The organism is Pseudomonas cucumis (assembly GCF_030687935.1).
Classification (GTDB): domain Bacteria; phylum Pseudomonadota; class Gammaproteobacteria; order Pseudomonadales; family Pseudomonadaceae; genus Aquipseudomonas; species Aquipseudomonas cucumis.
Genome location: NZ_CP117454.1, coordinates 162,835 through 185,126, shown reverse-complemented (window position 1 = coordinate 185,126; position 22,292 = coordinate 162,835). Strand labels below are relative to the sequence as shown.

Genomic DNA, 22,292 nt, shown 5'->3' with positions numbered 1-22,292 from the left:
CGCCCTGCTTTAATGGTTTTTTCAGGCCTGCATTTCACTGATGCCGACCTGTTGCAAAGCCGCGGCCAGGCTTTCGACCTGCCGCTGCTCCGTGTCCTTGAGTTGTTGCAATTGCTGACCAAGACTCGGTGCGCCAAACACGCCGCGCAGCCCTTGTGAAGCATCTCCCATCCTGATTGAGTTATTGCCGAAGGCGTTCAGCGAGTCCCCCTCGCTGCCAGTGTCCTGATTGAACAGATTCGACAGCGTGCTGCTGCCAAAGACCCCGCCGTCGCCGCCGCCAAAACCGAGGAAGCCGTGGCCTGAGCCATCGCCACCATTGTCACTGCTGCTGAATACCTGAGCGATAAAGCTGGGCGCCAGCGCCCCGTGGCTCATGAAAATATCGCCCAGAGGCCGAATGCCGTTACCGATCATCCGTTGTTCAAACAGCGGGGCAAAGGTCAGCGGCGAGCCGAGATCGCCAGTGGGCGGCGTGAAGATAATGGGCTGCAATGGCACGTTGGGCTGATCGGGCACGGTGACCGGATCCGTGACCCGGAACTCCGGCTCCGGCGGCACCACGACTATTGGCGACGACGGTGCAACAACGGTATTGATTGCATAGCTGTTCGACTGGCTGGCACCGCTGCCCGTGTTGCCTGCGGCATCGCTGACGCCGGCCACGTTCAGGCTGATCGCGTTGTTGCTACTGCTGACATTCGCGTTCGGGGTCAGAGTCGCGGTCCAGGTTCTACCGCCATCACTGCTGCTCAAATTGGACAAGCTGCCGTTCGCCACACTGATGTCGGACAGGTCGAAGCCACTCACTGCTTCGGTGAAGGTGAAGGTCACCAACGAGGTCTGGCCCACGCCCAGGTTCGGGTTGGCAACCACCACCGTGGCGGTCGGCCGTTCGCCGTCGATGGCGTAGTTATTGGATACCGCGACGCTGGCGCCTGTATTGCCCGCCAGATCCGTCACGTTACTGGTGTCCAGCGCAATGAAGTTGCTCGGGTCGGTGATATTCGCGGTGGGTGTGAACGTTCCGGTCCAGGTCTTGCCGCCGTCGCTGCTGGCCAGATTGGTCAGCTCGCCATTGGTGACGCTCAGGTCCGACAAATCGAAGTCGCTGACCGCTTCGGAGAAAGTGAAGGTCACCAGCGTCGTCTGGCCAATGCCCAGGTTCGGATTGGCAACCACGATGGTGACGGTCGGGCGAGTCGCATCGAGCGCATAGTTGTTGGAAATGGCGATGCTGGCGCCGGCATTGCCTGCGGCGTCGAGCACATTGCCGGTGTCGAGCAGGATCAGGTTGGTCGCATCGTTGAGGCTCGCGGTCGGCGTGAGCGTGGCGGTCCAGGTCACACCGCCGTCGCTGCTGGCCAGGCTGGACAGCACGCCATTGGCCACGCTGAGATCCGACAGGTCGAAACCGGACACCGCTTCGCTGAAGGTAATGGTCACCGTGGTGGTTTCACCAATGCCCAGCTTATTATCCGCGACCACAATGGTTGCGGTCGGGCGAGCGGTGTCGATCGCGTAGTTGTTGGAGTCGGTCACGCCGACGCCGCTGTTGCCCGATACGTTGGTCACACCGCTGTTGTCCAGGCTGATCAGGTTAGTGGTGTCCGTGATGCTGGCCGTAGGTGTGAAAATTGCGGTCCAGGTCACGCCGCCATCGCTGGACGAAACACTGCTGAGGGTGCCGTTGGCAACGGTCAGGTCGGAGTTGTCGAAGCCGCTGACCGCCGAGCTGAACGTGATGGTGACCAACGAAGTTTCCCCGACCTTGAGGGCGTTGTCGGCGACCACGATAGTGGCCGTCGGCACCTCGGTTTCCACCACATAGTTGGCCGAGTTGGTGGTGCCCGCCCCGGTATTGCCGGCCACGTCCGAGACGCCGCTGTTGCTCAGGGTGATGATATTGCTGGCGTCGGTAATCCCGGCAGTCGGGGTGAAGGTGGCGGTCCAGGTAAGGCCGCCATCACCGCTGCTCACCGCGCTCAACGTGCCGTTGGCGATGCTCAAGTCACTGTTGTCGAAACCCGTTACCGCTTCGCTGAAGGTGATGGTCACCAGCGCGGTTTCGCCCGGTTTCAGGGTCGTGTCGCTCAACACGATGGTGGCGGTTGGGCGTTGGCTGTCGATAGCGTAGTTATTCGAATCGGTGGTACCAGCGCCCGCGTTACCGGCCCCATCGATCACTCCGGTGTTGTCCAGGGTAATCAGGTTGGTCGAATCGGTGACGCTCGCCGTCGGCGTCAGGGTGGCGGTATAGGTGATGTTATCGCTGGTACTCAGATTGCTCAGGGTGCCGTTGCTCACCGTCAGGTCGGCCGTGGTAAAACCGGTGACCGCCTCGGAGAACGTGATGGTCACCACCGATGTTTGACCCACCGCCAGCGCCGCGTCCGCGACCACGATGGTGGCCGTTGGGCGCACGGTGTCGATGGCGTAGTTGTTGGAATTGGTGGTGCCGCTACCGGCATTGCCCGAGGCGTTGCTCACACCGCTGTTATCCAGGGTGATGACGTTGCTGGTATCGGAGATGGCATTGGTCGGCGTAAAGGTTGCGGTCCAGGTGATGCCACCATCACTGCTGGTCACCGAGCTCAAGGTGCCATTGGCGATGGTCAGATCGGCATTGGTGAAACCGGTTACCGCTTCACTGAACGTAATGGTCACCAGCGACGTTTCACCGATGTTCAACGCATTGTCGGCGACGACGATGGTGGCCGTCGGCAGCACGGTATCGATGGTGTAGTTGCCGGAATTGGTGGTGCCGCTGCCGGTGTTGCCCGCCCCATCGGTCACACCGGTATTGTTCAGGGTGATGACGTTGCTCGAGTCATTCACGCCGACGGTTGGGGTGAACGTTGCCGTCCACGTGATGCCGCCGTCACTGCTGCTGACTGAGCTCAGCGTGCCGTTGGCAATTGTCAGGTCGGCATTGGTGAAACCACTGACCGCTTCGCTGAAGGTGATCGTTACGAGCGATGTTTCGCCCGCGGTCAGCGTCGTATCGGCCAATACAATGGTCGCTGTCGGGCGCACCGTGTCGATGGCGTAGTTGTTGGAATCGGTGGTGCCGTTACCGGCGTTCCCCCCCAGATCAGCCACGCCGGTGTTGTCCAGGGTAATCAGGTTGGTCGTGTCGTTGATGCTCGCGGAAGGCGTGAAGGTCGCCGTCCAGGTGATACCGCCATCGCTGCTGCTCACCGCGGTCAACGTGCCGTTGGTAATGGTCAGGTCAGCGTTGGTGAAACCACTGACCGCCTCGGAAAACGTGATCGTGACCAGCGAGGTTTCGCCGATTCTCAGCGCCGTGTCCGCGACCACGATGGTGGCCGTCGGCCGCACGGTGTCGATGGCATAGTTGTTGGAGTCGGTGGTGCCGCTGCCCACGTTACCGCTGGCGACAGCCTGCACGCCGGTATTGTCGAGGGTAATCAGGTTGGTCGTGTCGTTGATGCTCGCGGAAGGCGTGAAGGTCGCCGTCCAGGTGATGCCGCCATCGCTGCTGCTCACCGCGGTCAACGTGCCGTTGGTAATGGTCAGGTCGGCGTTGGTGAAACCACTGACCGCCTCGGAAAACGTGATCGTGACCAGCGAGGTTTCGCCGATTCTCAGCGCCGTGTCCGCGACCACGATGGTGGCCGTCGGCAGCACCGTATCGATGGTGTAGTTGCCGGAGTTGGTGGTGCCGCTGCCGGTGTTGCCGGCCCCATCGGTCACACCGGTATTGTTCAGGGTGATGACGTTGCTCGAGTCATTCACGCCGACGGTCGGGGTGAATGTCGCGGTCCACGTGATGCCGCCGTCACTGCTGCTGACTGCGCTCAGCGTGCCGTTGGCAATCGTCAGGTCGGCATTGGTGAAACCACTGACCGCTTCGCTGAAGGTGATCGTTACGAGCGATGTTTCGCCCGCGGTCAGCGTCGTATCGGCCAATACAATGGTCGCTGTCGGGCGCACGGTGTCGATGGCGTAGTTGTTGGAATCGGTGGTGCCGCTCCCGGCGTTACCCGCCAGATCGGCGATACCGGTGTTATTCAAGGTGATCAGATTGGTGGTGTCATTGATGCTCGCGGAGGGCGTGAAGGTCGCGGTCCAGGTGATGCCGCCGTCGCTGCTGCTCACCGCAGTGAGTGTGCCGTTGGCAATCGTCAGGTCGGCGTTGGTGAAACCACTGACCGCTTCACTGAAGGTGATCGTCACCAGCGAAGTCTCGCCGATTCTCAGCGCCGAGTCCGCGACCACGATGGTGGCCGTCGGGCGCACGGTGTCGATGGCATAGTTGTTGGAATCGGTCGTGCCGCTGCCCACGTTACCGGTGGCGGCAGCCTGCACGCCGGTGTTGTCCAATGTGATCAGGTTGGTCGTATCGGTGATGCTGGCAGTCGGGGTGAAAGTCGTCGTCCAGGTGATGCCGCCATCGCTGCTGCTCACCGCGGTCAACGTGCCGTTGGCAATGGTCAGGTCAGCGTTGGTGAAACCGGTCACTGCCTGGTTGAAGGTGATGGTCACCAGTGACGTTTCACCGATTCTCAACGCAGTGTCCGCCACCACAATCGTCGCGGTCGGCGGGGCGGTGTCGATGGCGTAGTTGCCTGAGGAACTGATCCCGCTGCCGGTGTTGCCCGCCAGATCCGCCACGCCGGTGTTAGCCAAACTGATGACGTTGGTCGCACTGATGATGCCTGCGGTCGGGGTAAACGTTGCGGTCCAGGTAATGCCGCCATCACTGCTGCTCACCGCGGTCAACGTGCCGTTGGCGATGCTCAGGTCGGCGTTGGTGAAACCGGTCACCGCCTCGGAGAAGGTGATCGTCACCAGCGAGGTTTCACCCGCGGTCAGCGCCGTGTCGGCCAGCACAATCGTGGCGGTCGGGCGCACCGTGTCGATGGCATAGTTGTTGGAATCGGTGGTGCCGCTGCCGGCGTTACCCGCCAGATCGGCCACGCCGGTGTTGTCCAGGGTGATCAGGTTGGTGGTGTCGCTGATGCTCGCCGAAGTCGTGAAGGTGGCCGTCCAGGTGATACCGCCGTCGCTGCTGCTCACCGCGGTCAACGTGCCGTTGGTAATGGTCAGGTCGGCATTGGTGAAACCGCTCACTGCTTCGGCGAAGGTGATCGTCACCAGAGAAGTTTCGCCGATTCTCAGCGCAGTGTCCGCAACCACGATGGTGGCCGTCGGCCGCACGGTGTCGATGGCGTAGTTGTTGGAGTCGGTAGTCCCGCTACCGGCATTGCCGACAGCATCGCTGACCCCGATGTTGTTCAGGGTGATCAGGTTGGTCGTGTCGGTGATGCTTGCGGTCGGTGTGAAGGTGGCCGTCCAGGTGATACCGCCATCGCTGCTGCTCACTGCGGTCAAGGTGCCATTGGTAATGGTCAGGTCGGCGTTGGTGAATCCGGTGACCGCTTCATTGAAGGTGATCGTGACCAGAGAGGTTTCGCCGATTCTCAGCGCCGTGTCCGCCACCACGATGGTCGCAGTCGGACGGAGTGTATCGATGGCATAGTTGTTCGAATCAGTGGTGCCGCTGCCGGCGTTGCCCGCCAGGTCGCTGACCCCGGTATTGTTCAGGGTGATCAGGTTGGTCGTGTCATTGACGCTCGCGTTCGGGGTGAATGTGGCGGTCCAGGTGATGCCACCGTCGCTGCTGCTCACCGCAGTGAGCGTACCGTTGGCAATCGTCAGGTCGGCGTTGGTGAAACCGCTGACCGCTTCGCTGAACGTAATGGTCACCAGCGAAGTTTCGCCAATGCTCAGGCTGGTATCGGTCACCACAATGGTCGCGGTCGGCCGCACGGTATCGATGGCGTAATTGTTCGAATCAGTGGTGCCGCTCCCGGCGTTGCCCGCCGAGTCGCTGACCCCGGTGTTGTCCAGAGTGATCAGGTTGGTCGCATCGGTGATGCTGGCGGTCGGGGTGAAGGTCCCCGTCCAGGTGATGCCGCCGTCGCCGCTGCTCACCGCGCTCAAGGTACCGTTGGCAATCGTCAGGTCGGCATTGGTGAGGCCGGTGACCGCTTCGTTGAAGGTGATGGTCACCAGCGAGGTTTCGCCGACTCTGAGGGCCGTGTCGGTAAACACGATGCTGGCCGTCGGGCGTACGGTATCGACCGTGTAGTTATTGGAGTTGGTGGTGCCGACGCCGGCGGTGCCCAGACCGTTGATCACCCCGGTGTTGTCCAGGGTAATGACGTTGGTCGTATCGGAAATACTGGCGGTCGGCGTGAACGTTGCCGTCCAAGTGATGCCGCCATCGCCGCTGCTCACGGCAGTCAACGTGCCGTTGGCGATGGTCAGGTCCGCATTGGTGAAACCGGTCACGGCCTCGGAAAAGGTGATCGTCACCAAGGACGTTTCGCCGATGCTCAGTGTGGTGTCAGCAACCACGATGGTCGCGGTCGGCGGTGGCGAATACGCGGTGTTGAGTACGCCACCGTCGTTGTAGATAGTCGAGAAAGAGGTCGGCGAGGTGCCGGTTGAACCTCCGCCCTGCGCGGTACCGCCTGCACCACTGGCTGCGGCATTACCGGCCAGGGCCGCGAAGTTGGCGGCCGTGATCAGCAGCGTGCCTTTGTTCCAGATCGCACCGACGCCCCGGCCGCCAATGCCGCCATTACTGGCATTGCTGCCTTGGCCACCCCCACCGCCACCGCCGCCACCGGCGCCGATGTTGTTGCTGATGGTCGACGTGCCGACGATGGTGATGGTGCCGCTGCTGGCGTTGTAGATCCCGCCCACCGCATTGCCGCCGGCGCCACCTACCTTGTCCCAACCGGCCCCGCCGCCACCGCCACCAATGGAAATCGTGCCATTGGTGGCCGTCGCACCGTTACCGCCGTTGCTGTAATAGGAAACGCCCAGCCCGCCAGCACCGCCAGTGGTGGTACCGCCGCGACCGCCCATGTGGGTGGCGTCATAACCGCCGCCGTAACCACCGGCACCGCCGCCGCCCGCACCGCCACCCAACGTGCCGGTGCCCGGCCCTGCCGAACCGCCATGCCCGCCGCCCTGGCCGCCCAGACCGCCGCCGCCACCGCCGCCACCGCCGTAAAAAGCGCCCGTGACACCGCCACCGCCACCGCCACCGGAGGCGCCGTTGGAGGTCACGGTAACGTTGTTCAGGGTCAGAATCCCGGCGTTGAAAATACCCCCGGCCATCGCGCCCGTGGCACCGTAGCCACCGTTGCCGCCATTGCCCGAGACCAGCCCTCGGGTAATCACCAAACCATCGAGTGTCACGGTGCTGCCGGACGCCACTTCAATCACTCGGGTCCTGTACTGACCATCGAGGATCACGTCCGCCGCACCGTCGTTGTTCAAGTCGCCATCAACGGTGATGTTCTTGTTGATCAGCAGTTCGGAGGTCAACTGCACCGTCATGCTGCCGTTGAAGGTGACGATATCGCCGTTCTGTGCCGAGGCAATGGCGGCACGCAACGAGCCGATGCCCGTGTTGGCGTTGTTGGTGGCGGTCCAGGTGGCCAGGCCCCACTGATAGTCGCTCATGGCCGTGGTCGAGAGGACGTTGGCGCTTTCGATGTTGCCGGTGGCAATTTCCAGATCCCAGTCGCCACCGATCCCGGTGCGGTTGCTGGAAGCGGCCACATCGCGGCCGGTCATTTGCGCCAGGGAATCGACGAAACTCAAGCCACGCTCACCCTCGGCGGTGTAGCAACCGTAGATCAGGATATCGCCGCCGACGTTCATGTCCTTGCCGATTTCCGCCAGCACCGCGCTGCGGGCCGCGACGTTGTCGGCAGACAGGTAACTATCCCCCAGCCACAGATCGCCCGCGTTGCCGTGGGCAATGATCTGCACCGAGCTGATGCCCTGATGGGTGTCCAGATAGTCGGCAATCTGCTGCAAGCCGTCCTTGCTCGCATCCAGTTGAACCACCTGAGTACCGGGCGCGACGCCCTGCAGCAGGCTGGCGGCGTCCTTGACCCGCGAATCGACGAACACCACGCTCTGCCCCGGCACTGCGACAGGCGTCGGTGCTGGCGTGGCATCGGCCTGGCCGTGGGTGTCCTTGCTGGCGACTGACTGGTCGGCAGTCGGTGCCTTGACCGCGTCGGCGGTGACATGGCTGTCAGCCTGGGCAGTGTCGGCAACCGTGGCGGCCACCGCGCCGTCGAACAGCATGCGTGGCTCCAGGGACATGATCATTGGCGAGGCCAGCGCTCGTGCACCCTTGGTAACCCGCGACTTGCCTTTGCTCCACCACATGCTGCTCACCCGGACTCGAACTTTCTGACGCATCAATGAAAACGCCGCGATCAACTGATCGCGGCGTCGGCTTTCATACGAATGACATTGGCGGCGCTGGCGGAGCCATCGAGCCAAAAGGACAACTCGGCGTACTGCTTGAACAAGTCCGGCGGCAGGATCGTGCGCCTGGACTGCAATTGGACCTTGGCCTTCACCTTGTGCAACCCCGAGAGGCCGAGGGCCTGGTCGAATTCCGGCGCGTCATAGGCCAAATGATCGAAGTCATGTTCGAACCAGGGTTCGCCGATGAAGTCGTAGACCAGCCGCATCACCCGCTCCGGCGCTTGGCTCAGCAGGTCGTAATCGATGATCAGCAACGAGTCGGCATGTTCGCCGTAATAGGCTTCCTTGAGGGCGGCCCAGGAAAACCCCACCAGCCGATTGCGCTGGGCCAGGGTTTCGCAGCGGCTGTAGACCGTGTTGCGTTCGACCGCATCGCCGAACAGCTTGGTATTTTCGAAGGGATTGGCGCGGTACAAGCGCTCGAGGCTGTCCATGACCCAGGCGACATTGCGCACGCAGGCAATGATCTTGGCTTGAGGGAACAGATCGCTGATTGCCGGCAGGCGCGAACTCCACAGGCGGTTGGTGTCGAACACCACCGGTTTGTCGGCCTTGTCGGCGTAAAAAGATTCGAACAGACCGCGCAATAGACGGCGACGCAGGTCGGTGTCGATCACCGCACCAAACTCGCTGCCGGCGCTGCATTGATCCAGAACACCGGAAAAGAGCGCACCCACGGGGCTGGTCATGCCGGCATGAAAGCGCGGGTTCTGCAAAAGAATGGCAGAAAGCAGGGTCGAGCCTGAACGCGGCAACCCGGAAATAAAGTGAAAATGCTGCATCCATTCACCCGCCAAAAGTCCTTTTGTATGACGAGCGTAGACTATGAATGGCCTTACGACTAGTGGTGTTTTGATATCAAATCGGAGCTAAATCGACTGGAAAACGCGATTTATATAACGACCTGAAAGATGAATCGATTAAGTATTGCTCCATGGGTTACTTCAGCACATACAAGCGCGCCTCGGCGCCTCCTGCGCGGGTTTCGCTGACGCGTTGCCAGCCAGCAGGCAACGGCGCGAATTCGTCCGGCCCATCGACGCTACCGACCAGCCATACTCGACCAGTGCCTTTGGGCAAGGCGCCGAGGCTATCCAGGTACACGTCATTGGTCACCAACGTGCCGAAACCGTAAGCGTTCGGCCGGCTCGACCTGCCATCGGCCAACGGCGGCGTGTACAGCAATGGTCTGGCGTCAGTGCGGTTGTAATAGACATAACTCAAGTACCAGAGCATGTCGCTGGTGACGATTCGGTCGCCGGGGGTGAAGTGCTGGTTCACGTAACTGACCATGACGCTGATCTGATCGTCGGTATCCACCGAGGCATTGTTCTTCAGGCCCACCAGCTCGACACCGACAAACAGGATCAGCACGGCCAGCGCCAATACCTTGAAGTCTGCGTACAAGCGATCGATGGCCAGCGCCACTAGCATCGGCAGGCCCAAGGCATAAGCGGTCAGGTAACGCTCGATGAACACCGGCGATATGAACGACACCGCAAACACCAGCAACACCGGGAGAACGGTGTAGATCACCGCCAGCGCACTGCCACGAAAAACACTGCGGTCCCGCGCCAGCGCCACGCCCGCCAGGGCCAATAGCGCCAGGGGCAGAGCGATAAAAATCAGCGTGGGCAGGTTCTCGCCATCGTCCTGGATCAGGAACGACCAGATCATCGAAGGCAATGAGCCGAGCGTGACGGGCGCCTCCCACCCCACATCGCCATTGGCTTTGAGCTGATCCATGTGCTGGACCAGATCAATCAGATTGGGCACCCACGGCAGGTACAACGCCACAATCGCCACATTGGCCAGCCACCAGCCGGAGCGCTGAATGTGCCGCAGTCGATACCCTGGCTGCACGCGGATCAGGCCCAGATACAGCCAGTGGCAGAGCACGCACAGCGCCGTGAAGTAATGGGTGTAGAACGCCGCACTCATCAGCAAGGTGTAAATCACCAGATAGCGCGTGCGTTGCGGCCGCTTTATCCAGCACACCAAGGCGATCGTGGCACCGATCAGCCACAGCCCCAGCAGCGAATACATCCGCACTTCCTGGCTGTAACGCACCGCCGTGGGCAGCAGCGCCAGCAGGACCCCGGCCAGCAATGCGGCGCGGCGGGTCGCGAGCAGGTCCACCAGCCAGACGCCAAGCCCAACCGTGGCAATCCCCGACAGCGCACTCAGGCTGCGAATCGAAAAAATACCGTCGCCGAACAGGCCGATCCAGCCGTGCAGCAGCATGAAATACAGGGGTGGATGCACATCATGGGCCGCGTGTTCCCAGATCCCGGCCAGGGAGTACTGGCTCAGCAACAGACTCGCCCCTTCGTCGCCCCAGATCGCCGCCGCCGTCAGGTGGTAAAAACGCACCAGCGTGGCCAACACCAGGATCGACAGTAGCCAATGTTCCCGCGCCCATCGAAGCAAACGACGGGCAGTAGCCCACGAGCCCGGCATCGCATGCGGGTCCTGGGTGTCGCCCAGCGGTGTTTCTCTGCGCGCCTCCATTATCTCCCCTTGCAACGGCCAAGTGAAAACCGAAGCTTCCCAAGCACTGTAGGACAGGCGCGAGCCCAACGTCGATGATGGCCTTGCGACGGACGACGTCCGGCAATCATTCCGATCAGCGTCTACGCTTTGGCGTGGCGTGACCCAGCCACGGAGATGAATGGAGTCGGCTGATCAGCGCGAACTGCCCGAATAACCGGGCCTGTAACGTGACGCATCAGACACTAACCTGAGGGATGAGGAACTATGGAAGTATTCATGGGCACTATCCAGCCTTTCGCCTTTAACTTCGCCCCCAACGGCTGGGCCTTGTGCAACGGCCAGACGCTGGGGATCTCACAATACCAAGCGCTTTTCTCACTGCTGGGAACTTACTATGGAGGCAATGGCACCACTAGTTTCATGCTGCCCAACCTGCAGGGCCGTATGCCGATGGCCCAGGGCAACGGCCTGGGCCTGACCCCGCGCGTCATCGGCGAAGTCTCCGGCACCGAGAACGTCACCGCGACCATCAACAATCTGCCCAACCACACCCACGCCATGGCCGGGCTCACGGCGACCACCACCCTGCAATTGGCCAGCCCGGCGAGCAACCCGGTCACCAACCCGACCGCGACCAATTCGTACATTGGTGCCTCGGGCGGCGGGCCCGGTTCGGCGAGTATTTACTCTGATCAGCAAGGTGCCGCGGCCGTGCCGCTCAAGGGCGTGACCAGCACGGTGACGGGGGAAATCTCGTCCGCCGGCAACGGTTTGCCCATGACGGTGATGAACCCGTTCCTGGTGCTCAACTTCAGCATCGCCCTGAACGGACTGTTCCCTTCGCGTAACTGAGGGTCTGGCCGGGGGATGCACATCCCCCGGCCACTTTTGCTTGATGGAGGGATGCCATGCTGCAACAGGTTCACAGCCAACACTTTCAGGCGCTGCTGGGCAAGACGGGGACGCTGCGGCTGCCCGATGGCAGTGAATTGCCGATCCATATCGACTCCCTTAAGGAGACGCCCCATTCACAGATGCCCAAAAGCGAGCGCATGCCGTTCAGCGTCGAGCTCAACAGCCTGCAACCCACCGACTTTGTCGATGGCTTGTGTGCGCTGGAGTTGCCGGAGCTGGGTCAGGTAGAAGATATTTTTGTTTCGCGAGTACCGGCTATGGGGCGTGATCCGGACGTGGGATATTTCTACATCGCGTTCAACTGAACATGGTCTCAATGTGGGAGCGAGCCTGCTCGCGATAGGGCCATGACGGGCGACATTGGTTGAATGTCAGACCGCTATCGCGAGCAGGCTGGCTCCCACAAGGGGCGGTGATGTATTCAACCCGTCGGGTACCACACCAACCGCTCCGCCGCCGGGTTGCGCTCTTCAACCTGAAACCCCAGCGCCAAGTAATGCTGGCGTGCATGGGGATTATTGGCCCAGACCACCGTCGCCACCGGACAGCGGATTTGTTGTGCGGCTTTCTGCACGCCTTGCAACACCGTCCGACCGTAACCCTTGCCTCGGGCCTGTGGAATAAAGGCCAGGTACAGCACGCGAATTTCATTGGGGCCGAAATCGGTGGTCAACGCGCCGATGGCCGTGTCGAGTTTTTCAATCACGTAATGCATGGCGTTGGGGAAGTTCTCCCCCAGCCCTTGTTCCTGCACCTTGAATTGCTGGGCAACCACCTGCTCAACCACCTCCTGTTCACCGTCGATCCATTGCAGATCCGGCCGCGCCGCCTGGTAAAGGCTGTGCAGAAAAGGCCCATCGCAGGTCCGCGAAGGCCTGACCACCAAGCCGTCCGCTGCCACTGAATCGGTATTGGCCATCACTGTTCTCCCTTAGAAACCGCTTTCCCTGACCCCCAAAGCCGCCAAGCGCCGCCAGGCAACGCCCAGCAAGGATTCGCCGCTACCTTGCAACACCACAATGCCGCGCAAGGGTTGCACCGGTGTCGGGGTATTTTCGAGGATGCTCAACCGCGCGCCGTATTGCGCCTGCACCGGCTCGGCGCGCTGATGCTGATCCCGGCGCACGGCAATCGGCCCATGGTGATCGGAGGTCAACGCTTCCTGATCGACATACGCCACGCCATTGGTATCGATTTCGCTCAATTGCACTTTGATCGCCGGGTGCATCGGGTCATCGGCGATGAACCGCCCGTTGGCACCCGGGGCGACACGCCAGAGTTCGGCTTCGGCCAGATAACCGCGCAATCGCGCGCCGTCTTCGACCACCCGTGCCAAAGGATCTTTGGTCGAAAGCCAGCGGCCCACCGTTAACTGGGGCAGCAGATCGCGCACCTTGCCACCGTGGGGCGCACGCAGCAGCAGACGTTCACGCTGGGCGGCCAGGCCACGATATTCGGCCACCGCTTCGGCCAGGCGCTGTTCGACGATACCGGCATCGGCGGCGGTTTCGCTGCGGCCGGCCTGACGACGCATCTGCAACTGCTGGATCTGGATTTCGCGACGCACGATAGCCTGGCGTGAGTCCAGATCCGGTGATTCCAGCTCGATCAGCACCTCACCTTGAGCGACGATCTGGCCGTCGTGCACATTCACCATTTTGACCCGCGCCGCCACCGGCGCGTGCAGGGCGCTGGCGCGTCCGGCCTCAAGCATCGTCGGCAACTCCACCGCGCTGCGCCATGGCAACGCCAGCAGCAACACCAACCCAAGCAATGCCAGACCGCTGAGCAGTACCCGAGGCGCATGCGCCTGTTCGCGATGGCTCCACCATTGCCGCCACTCGCTCAGGATCGGCAGGAAGATGAACCACACCAGTTCCACCAGCATCAGGAAAATCCCCAACACCTTGAAGAACAGGTGATAGACCGCCAGCGCAATCCCGAAAAACAGCGCCGCACGCCACAGCCACGCGCCATACCCCCAGATCAACAAACGGCGCTGCATCTTCGGCGACCACGGCTCCGGCGCCGGGGCTGCGTAGCCGAACAAAAACTCGCGCAGCCGCCAGCGGCATAGGGCAAAGGCCCGCCCTTGAAGGTTGTCCACTTCCCAGAAATCACTGAGCAAGAAGTAGCCATCGAAACGCATGAACGGGTTGAGGTTGATCACCAGCGTGGTGATCCAGGTCGCACTGGCGAGCATGAACGCCGCCGTGCGCCCGGGGCCGTCAGGCAGCAGTGACCAGGCGAGCAGTGCGATACACGCCAACACCAGTTCCGCCAGCACGCCACCGGCACCAATCAACAACCGCGCCCGGCGATCATTGACGCGCCAGGCATCGCTGACGTCCGTATAAAACATTGGCAGCAGCACCATGAACGCCACGCCCATGCTCTGCACCCGACAACCGGCGCGCTTGGCCATGAAGGCGTGGCCGAACTCGTGGCACAGCTTGGCGAAAAACAGCGCCACAGCGAACGCCAGCGCACCACCGAGGCTGAACAGGTGCGGAAAAGTGGCGATGAATCGCTGCCAGTCCCGCGACACCAGAAACACCCCGAGCCCCAGCGTCGCAGGCAATCCGTAGCGCAATGCGCGCGGGCCGAAACGCTCCAGCCACGGCCAGGCGCGATTGAGAAAGGCGTCCGGGCGCCACAGCGGAATCCGGAAAAACAGGTATTGATGCAGCAGGATTTGCCACAGGCTCTGGCGCTGAGCCGCGGCCTTCAGGCTGTAACTGGCGCGCTGCGACGGGTCGAGGGCGCTGATCAGGTCGTGGCCGCGCAAAAACTCCAGTAATTGCTCAAGCGCCGCACCATCCAGCGGCAACCCCGGCTCGCGGTTGGCGGCACGCAGCACTTGCTCCGGATCGCCCAAAGACCAATGACGCAGCAGGCGCATCGCCGCCGCACCGAGTTTGAAATAACGCCCACGCACCGGGTCGGCCAGGGTCCAGCGCGGCGACCCGTCAAGGGCCGGGGCCGCCGTCGACAATTGCAGGTCCGCCCGCAGGCTTGGCAGGCTCATCTAAAGACCCACACTCTGACGCAACCCGGCCAGCGGTCGACGCAACAGGTACAACGCCAGTGGCGCACGGTCGCCGAAGACTTTCGCGGTACCGCGCAGGCCGATACGTGGCGGCGCGGCGTCGAACGTCGCATCCAGTCGATAAGCCAGTTGCCCGGCAGCGGTGGGCTGCGCTTCGTAGGCCGAACGTTCGAGTTTCGCCAAGTGGCGTTGTAACGGATCGCTGTCGAGAAACAGCGCGACCTGCGCCCCCGGCTCCAGGGCAATCGCATCGCCCACGGCCAATTCGATGCGCAACTCGGCCTGGTTCGGGTCGGCGATTTCCATCAGTCGCTCGCCGGTTTGCACGGGTTTGCCGGTCCAGCGTTCGGCGTCGGCGAACACCGCAATGCCGTCTCGCTCGGCGCGCACTTCGCTGCGTTTGAGCAGCTCACGGGCGTAATCCCGTTCGGCGCGCTTCTGTTCCACTCGCGCCGCCAGCAGATCGATCTTCGAACTGGATTCGGCATCGGCGAAGGAGCGTTGGGAATTGGCCTTGAGTTCCGCTTCGGCAACGCCCAGGGCGCGCTCGGCCACATCGGCCTGAGCCTTGAGCGTGGTGCTTTCGAAGCGCAGCAGCAGATCGCCGGTTCTCACCGTCTGGTTGGGTTTGACCAGAAACTCGGCGATCACCCCGTCCAGCGGCGCCGCGACCACCCGTCCGCCCAACGGGACGACTTCGGCCGGGGCCAACACCGATTGGCGCACCGGGATCAGCAACCCAAGCAACAACACGGCGACCAGCGCCACCTGACGCTTGCGCGTCCAGCGCAATCGCCAGGGCTTGCGCGGTTGCTGCGCCAGCCAGGCGTGGCTGTAGGTGTCGCCCAGTTGCGACAGCAGCACTTGTTCGGAGGGGTTCCACGGCACATCCCGCGCCAGCCATAAACCGCCGAACACCTCGCCCTGATGATCGATCAGCGGCAGCCAGAACACCTGAGCGGCTGACAGACTTTGCCAATCGGCCAGAATCGATTCGCTGAGAAGATGAGGCGCGATCACCCGCGCCTGTTTCAACACCTCAAGCTTGAACAGCTGCGCGACCGCTTGCTCGACAAACGCCACGAACGGCGCATTCGGTTCCACGGCACTGACGCCCGTCACCGCCTGCACTTTGCCGGCGATCAACAGCGCGGCATGGCGGAAACCGAACAGCGCCTGGCCGTCATTGACCAGGCTGTAAGCCAGTTGCGAAGGCGTGCGCGCGGCGCGGGTCTGACGTTCGAGGTCGAGAAACCTTGCGAACACCTGCTCGGCGCCGCCGGTCACCGGGGCGTTCATTTGAGCTCCGCGAAATGCGCCGTTCCGCTCATGCCGGCCAACAGACCGTTGGCGTTGGGCAGCGCCGCCACCAGCAGCAAAGTCTGGCTGCCTTCATCGATCCGCGCACCGAGGCGTTTGACCGTCGCATCCAGCGGCTGACCGGTTTCATCGGGGACAAAACTGAACGTCTGGCCGGGCTTGAGTTTGCCCATCCAGCGTGATGGCACCAACAAGTGAATTTCCAGGGTGCGGTTATCGACCACGTCCAGCAACGGCGCACCAGCGGCAACGCTTTCATAGCGCTTGACCTTGCGCTCGACGACCTGGCCATCGAACGGCGCGACCACGCTGCAGCGTTTGACCTGAACCTGATAGACCTGGGACTGCGCCTGAATCTCGCTAACCTTGGCCTCGGCCCGCGCCACTTCAAAGCGCCCGACTGAATTCAACGCCGCCAGTTGTTTGTTGTGGGCCAGCTCTTCACCAGCACCACGGCTGGCGGCCTGAGCCGCGTTGAGCTGAGCCTGATAAGCCGAACAGTCAAACCGCGCCAGGGTATCGCCCTTCTTGAACGACTCGCCCTCACTGAACGGCAACTCGACAATCCGCCCCGACAACTCACTGGCAAGCACCGCCTGATCCCGGGCCCGCAGCACACCACGGGCCTCACTGCTGGCCGACGCATTACCGCCGACCGCGCTGTTTTCCAGCAACGGATCGTCTGGCGCAGGCGTTTGCGCCTGTACTACGCACGTTACAAAGGTCAATCCAATAACCCAAATACGAAAACGCCGCATAACCGTAACTCCCTGACGGATGAGCGGAGTCTACGACAGCGGGGGTGAGCGTCAAGCGGATGGCCATCATTGGTTTGAAGAGCACGCTCGCTGATACGTATTAACTGCCTTACAAATCATCCATATCAACGCCGCGCCATCCCTGCCACCGGATACACCGACTCCCATCCCCCACCCAACGCCTTGTACAACCCCACCATTGCCAACGACACCCCGGTCGAGCTCTCGACCCACTGCTGCTGGGTCGCCAGCAATTCGCCCTGCACGGTGAGGACGTTGACGAAATCCACCACCCCTTCGACGTATTGCTGTTGCGCGGTGCGCAGGGCGATCTGGTTTTGGCGTACGGCTTCGGCGAGGCTGTCGCGGCGCAGTTGGCTGGTGTTGTAGGCGGTGAGTTGATCGTCGATTTCATGCCAGGCCCGCAGCACGGTTTGCTGGTAGGCCAGCGCCGCTTCCTGTTGTTGGGCTTCGCGCAGGTGCAACATGCCGCGCAGGCGACCGCCGTCGAACAGCGGCAAGCTGAACTGCGGGCCGATGCCGAACGAGCGCGAGCCCCACGAGCCGAAATCGCTCAGTTGCAGGGCTTGCGAACCGATGTTGCCCGACAGGGTGATCCGCGGATAAAAATCGCCCTTCGCTACGCCGATGCTGGCGGTCGCGGCATGCAGACGGGCTTCGGCCTGACGGATGTCTGGGCGGCGCTCGGCCAATTGCGACGGCAAGCCAATGGCGACCTGACGCAGGGTTTGCGGCACCGGGGCGTCTGTGGATAAGTCGGCGGACAGCGCTTGCGGCGGTTCGCCCATCAACAGACTCAGGGCGTTGATCAGTTGCGACTGACGCTGCTCCAGCGCCGGCAAACGTGATTCGATGGCCGCAACTTGCGCAGCGGCTTCGGCAACGTCCAGATCCGTCGCAACACCGTCGGCCAGGCGCAGTTGCGAGAGTTTCAAACTATGCCGGGCGACGTCGAGGTTCTGCTCAGTGACGGCCCGGGTGCTTTGCACGCCGCGCAGCTGAATGTAGTCCTGAGCGGTTTCGGCGAGCACCGACAGCAGCACGCCGCGACGATCGTTCTCCGCCACTTCCAGGGTGGCATCGGCGGCTTCGGTTTCACGGCGCACACGGCCCCAGAAATCCAGCTCCCAGGAGGCGGAAAAGCCTGCGTCCCACAGGTTGAACGCCGAGTCGCCGTTATTGCCCGACGGATCGTTCAGGCCTTCACCGCTGTTGCGTTTGCGCCCGTAGCTGCCTGTGGCGGCCGTGTTGGGATAGCGGTTGGCGGTGATCACCTGTCGCGCGGCGCGGCTTTGCTGCAAGCGACTGCTGGCGAGTTTCAGGTCGAGGTTGTCGGTCAGGGCGCGTTGAGTCAGGGCAGAGAGTTTCGGGTCGTGGAATACCTCCCACCAGCGTTCGTTCATGTCGGTAGTTACTGCTTCACTGGCGGCGGCTTTGGACGGGGTCGACCATTCGGCCACTTGTTGCGGCTGAGGTTTCTGGAAGTCCGGGCCGACGGTGCAGGCACTCAAAGAAAACAGGCTCAACACAAAAACCACTGAATGAATGCTGACCCTGTGGCGAGGGAACTTGCTCGCGTTCGAGTGCGCAGCACTCGCAATTTTCAGGTCCGCTTCGCAGCCCAGCGGGAGCAAGCTCCCTCGCCACTGGGATGTGCGATTAACAAAGTTCATCGTTGCGCAACCTCATGCTCGCTGGCGCTTGCCGTATCAATCCTCGCCTCCACCGACATCCCCACCCGCAACCGCTCGGCCAATGCCTGCCCCGGTTCCAGAACGATTTTCACCGGAATCCGTTGCACAACCTTGGTGAAGTTGCCGGTGGCATTGTCCGGTTTGACCGAGGCGAAGGTCACGCCAGTGGCCGGTGCGATGCTCTCGACACGGCCGCGCAAAGCTTCGCCACCGAGGCTGTCGACATGCACTTGCACGCTCTGCCCCGGCTGTACGTCAGTCAGTTGGGTTTCTTGAAAATTGGCGACCACATAGGCCCGCGCCAACGGCACCACGGCCAGAATCTTGCTGCCCGGTGTGACATAGGCGCCGACCCGCACCGCGCGCTCGCCGACCATGCCGTCCTGGGGCGCAACGATGCGCGTATAGGACAGCTCATAGCTGGCCATTTCCAGCGCCGCTTGCGCTCGCTTCAGCCCACCTTCGGCCGCATCACGCTGGGCGGTCAGGATCTCCACCTGCTTGCGTTCCGCCGCCAGCACCGCCGTGGCATTGGCCAAGCGAGCGGAGGCCTGATCGATGCGCGTGCGCGCTTGCTGAGCATTCTGCACCGTGCCGGCGCCTACCCCGGCGAGATGGTTGTAGCGGTTCAGTTCATGCTCGGCGAAAGCCATTTCAGCCTTCGCCGAAAACACCGTGGCCTGGGCCTGAGCGATCACCGACGCCTGGCGCTCCAGAGTGGCCCGAGCGTTCTGCAACTGCGCCCTGGCCACCAGGGTTTCAGCATCGGCAGCCTCAGCGGCAGCGCGCAGGTCGCGGTCGTCGATCAACGCCAGTAGCTGTCCGGCCTTGACCTGCTGGTTGTCTTCCACCAGCACGTCCTTGATGAACCCCGCCACGCGCGGCGCTACCGGGGTGAAGTCCGCCGAGACGAAGGCATCGTTGGTGTTCTGCTGCGTACGCTTGCTGAACAAGCCCGGCGCCAGCAGGTAAATCAACACGCCGACCGCCATCACTGCGGCAACGCCGACAGCAACTTTTTGCTTTGATTGAGTCGTCATAAAAACCTTCTGTTTCAGAGAAGCATTCAAGTCGGCGCGCGCGGTGGATAGATCCGCGTCGGCAGCCAGAAAATCAGCAAGATCAGCGTCACGGCGACACCGGCCATGCACAGGTAAAGATCGGAGGAGGTCAGCACCACGGCTTGTTGATGCAGTCGGTGAGCCAGGCCTGCGTTGTCGCTGTGGATCAGGGGCGAGTTACCGAGGTTGTCCACTAGCATGGTCGAGTGGAAATGCAGCCTTGCAGTGGTCAGTGCCTCGATCACACCCGTAGCGATCACCGCCGCCAGGCCTTTCACGGTATTGAACCAGGCCGAAGCGAACGGCCCTTCCATTGGAGTGATGCTGCCGGTGGAGAGCATCAACAGCGGCAGCACGGCCATGGGCTGACCGAAAATCTGCAGCCATTGCAGGACATAGAAATCGTCGCGAATCCACGCCGACGTCAGTTGCGATCCACCAAGACAAGACAGCGTCAGCATGCTCAGGCCGATCCCCAGCACCCAGCGGCAATCGACCCAGCGCAGGTTGCACAGCGCCGCCACCAATGGCAGCGCGATCAACTGAGGCAGCGCCGCCAACAACATGATCGGCGCGGTCTGCACCGGGCGATAACCCTGGACCTGCGCCAGGTAACTGGAGGGAATGAGGACCACCGCGAGCAACACCACCAGCACGCCGGCCAGCGTCAACAGCGCGAACGTCAGGTTGCGGATACCGAGCATCTGCAACTTGAAGAACGGAATCGGTTGCGACCATTCATTGATCAAAAACAGCACCAGCAACAGCAACCCGCCGCCGAGCAGTCCGCAAATCGGGCTCGACTCGAACCAGTCCAGCCGATTGCCTTGCAGAATGCCGATCACCAACATGCAGATCGCCGGAAACCCCAGCAGCAAGCCACGCCAGTTGAACTGTTTGAAGCGTTCCAGCCGCAGCGGATCCTGGGGCAAACCGTAAGCCACCGCTGCCATGGCAATCAGGCACGGCACGACGATTTGCCAGAAGGTCCATTGCCAGCCGACGTACTCGGTCCACAACCCGGCCAGCGGTGTGCCGAGACCGGGGCCGAAGGTCGCCGTCAGGGCATAACCGGCCAAGCCATAGAGTTTCACGTTGGCTGGCAGGAACCGCAGGGCGACGGTCATCAGCATCGGCGGCAACGCGCCGCCGGCCAGGCCTTGCAAGGTGCGCATGACCAGCAGGCTTTCGTAATTCGGGGCGAACGGGCACAGCACACCCAACAGGGTGAACACGCTGATCGCGTACAGGGTGAAGCGCCGCAACGAAAACGTCACCGAACACCAAGGGGCAAATGCCATGGCGGCCACCGAGGTCGCGGTGTAACTGGCGACCAGCCAGGTGCCTTCGTCGTAACCGATGGCCAACGCGCCGCGGATATCGGCCAAAGCGACCTTGGTTACCATCTCGTTCAGGCCCGACACCAGCACCGCCAGCAACACGCCCACCAGGCCGATGATGATTCGCGGGCCGAAGACCGGTGGCGTGACGGCGGCCGCTGGTTTGGCCGCAGCGAGAGGCGCCGTGACCGTGAGGGAAGTCATGTACTGCACGCTCCGGAATGAGGATACCGAAGCATTTTAGGGAGCGTGGAAGCTTACGAAAATTGACTTATTGGCAGCTTATAAGTGTGTTTGATGCAGCAATACAAAACCCTGTGGGAGCGGTGTCAGCCTCAGATTGGCTGTGCAGCCAGCCAGGTCTCATCGCAACAGGTCTTGAGGGTTTCACGCATCCAGCGATGAGCCGGATCCTTGTCGAAACGCGGATGCCAGGCCTGGGTCAGCATCAGGGTCGGTAACGGAATCGGCAGGGTGAACGAGCGCAGCTTCAAGCCCAGGCGTCGCACGCTCAGCAATGCTTCCTTGGGCACCGGCAGAATCAGATCGGAATCCGGCAAGGCGAACATCGCCGCATGGAAACTCGGCGCAATCACCGCCACCCGCCGCTCCAGCCCCAAGGCGTTGAGCGCCGTGTCGATCGGCCCGCGGGCGATCCCCCGGCGCGACATGCTGATATGGGAAAAACCGGCGTACCGTTCGGCGGTGATCTCTTCATCGAACAACGGGTGATCTTCACGCACCAGCCCGACAAAGTGAGTGGAAAACAGGTTCTGCACCTTCACTTCCGGCATCAGTGGTCGGTTGTTGCTGACGCTTAAGTCGATACGTCCTTCACGCAACGCTTCGTCATCCCCATCGCCCTCGGGGACAAAGCGCAATTCGCAATGCGGGGCCTGGCGCTCCATCGTGTCGAACAGCTTGCCGCCGTAGACGCCCACAAAGAAATCATTGGCGCGAATGCTGAACCGCCGGCGCAAGCTGCCCAGGTCCACGTCATCGGCAGAACGGAACAGCAAAGCGGCCTGCTCCACCAGGTCCCGCACTTGCTCGCGCAGCTCCAGCGCCTTGGGTGTCGGCACCAGGCCACGGCCGGCGCGCACCAGAATCGGATCGCCGATGGCCTCGCGAATCCGCGTCAGCGTCCGGCTCATCGCCGCCGGACTGAGATTCATCCGCCGCGCAGCGCCCACTACACTGCCCTCGTCGAGCAAGGCGTCGAGGGCGACCAACAGGTTCATGTCCGGGAGTTGCATACTGAGCACTCGCTCCTGATCTGGATTGATTCAGACGCAATGCTAGCAAACATC

The 22,292-nt window shown here is 62.1% G+C and carries 13 protein-coding genes; 2 read left to right on the top strand and 11 right to left on the bottom strand.

The features are described from left to right. Positions 1-21 precede the first annotated feature (21 nt). The 3 genes from PSH97_RS00760 to PSH97_RS00750 form a co-directional block, all read right to left on the bottom strand. Complete coding sequence (locus tag PSH97_RS00760) at positions 22-8,166, bottom strand: Ig-like domain-containing protein (protein WP_305449729.1); 8,145 nt, start codon at positions 8,164-8,166, stop codon at positions 22-24. Between the two features lie 110 nt (positions 8,167-8,276). Next, a complete protein-coding gene (locus PSH97_RS00755; protein WP_305447713.1) occupies positions 8,277-9,113 on the bottom strand; it encodes a sulfotransferase family protein in 837 nt (278 codons plus the stop codon). Positions 9,114-9,270: 157 nt separating this feature from the next. Continuing rightward, positions 9,271-10,842 (bottom strand): glycosyltransferase family 39 protein, encoded by a 1,572-nt coding sequence (locus PSH97_RS00750; RefSeq protein WP_305447712.1) that lies wholly within the window; start codon positions 10,840-10,842, stop codon positions 9,271-9,273. 246 nt (positions 10,843-11,088) lie between these two features. On the opposite strand from PSH97_RS00750, the gene PSH97_RS00745 reads away from it, so the two are divergent. Together PSH97_RS00745 and PSH97_RS00740 are read left to right on the top strand one after the other, a co-directional pair. Beyond that, positions 11,089-11,676 (top strand): phage tail protein, encoded by a 588-nt coding sequence (locus tag PSH97_RS00745; protein ID WP_305447711.1) that lies wholly within the window; start codon positions 11,089-11,091, stop codon positions 11,674-11,676. A 56-nt stretch (positions 11,677-11,732) separates the two neighbouring features. Continuing rightward, on the top strand, positions 11,733-12,044 hold the full coding sequence (locus PSH97_RS00740; protein ID WP_305447710.1) for a DUF6916 family protein: 312 nt from the start codon (positions 11,733-11,735) through the stop codon (positions 12,042-12,044). Between the two features lie 116 nt (positions 12,045-12,160). Here the strand turns inward: PSH97_RS00740 and PSH97_RS00735 are convergent, their stop codons facing one another. The 8 genes from PSH97_RS00735 to PSH97_RS00700 form a co-directional block, all read right to left on the bottom strand. Next, a complete protein-coding gene (locus PSH97_RS00735) occupies positions 12,161-12,658 on the bottom strand; it encodes a GNAT family N-acetyltransferase (protein ID WP_305447709.1) in 498 nt (165 codons plus the stop codon). Positions 12,659-12,670: 12 nt separating this feature from the next. Further along, positions 12,671-14,767: a site-2 protease family protein gene (locus PSH97_RS00730; protein ID WP_305447708.1), complete on the bottom strand. Its 2,097-nt coding sequence runs from the start codon at positions 14,765-14,767 to the stop codon at positions 12,671-12,673. Further along, on the bottom strand, positions 14,768-16,087 hold the full coding sequence (locus tag PSH97_RS00725) for an efflux RND transporter periplasmic adaptor subunit (protein WP_305447707.1): 1,320 nt from the start codon (positions 16,085-16,087) through the stop codon (positions 14,768-14,770). Continuing rightward, a complete protein-coding gene (locus PSH97_RS00720) occupies positions 16,084-16,866 on the bottom strand; it encodes an efflux RND transporter periplasmic adaptor subunit (RefSeq protein ID WP_305447706.1) in 783 nt (260 codons plus the stop codon). The genes PSH97_RS00725 and PSH97_RS00720 overlap by 4 nt, the downstream gene beginning before the upstream one ends. Before the next feature lie 125 nt (positions 16,867-16,991). Continuing rightward, entirely contained in the window at positions 16,992-18,560 is a 1,569-nt protein-coding gene (locus PSH97_RS00715) for an efflux transporter outer membrane subunit (protein WP_305447705.1), read from the bottom strand. Continuing rightward, positions 18,557-19,621 (bottom strand): HlyD family secretion protein, encoded by a 1,065-nt coding sequence (locus tag PSH97_RS00710; protein ID WP_305447704.1) that lies wholly within the window; start codon positions 19,619-19,621, stop codon positions 18,557-18,559. The genes PSH97_RS00715 and PSH97_RS00710 overlap by 4 nt, the downstream gene beginning before the upstream one ends. A 26-nt stretch (positions 19,622-19,647) precedes the next feature. After that, positions 19,648-21,186 carry an MFS transporter gene (locus tag PSH97_RS00705; RefSeq protein WP_305447703.1) on the bottom strand — a complete coding sequence of 513 codons (1,539 nt, stop codon included), beginning with the start codon at positions 21,184-21,186 and terminating at the stop codon, positions 19,648-19,650. Between the two features lie 131 nt (positions 21,187-21,317). Next, positions 21,318-22,238: a LysR family transcriptional regulator gene (locus tag PSH97_RS00700; protein ID WP_305447702.1), complete on the bottom strand. Its 921-nt coding sequence runs from the start codon at positions 22,236-22,238 to the stop codon at positions 21,318-21,320. Positions 22,239-22,292: the final 54 nt, after the last annotated feature.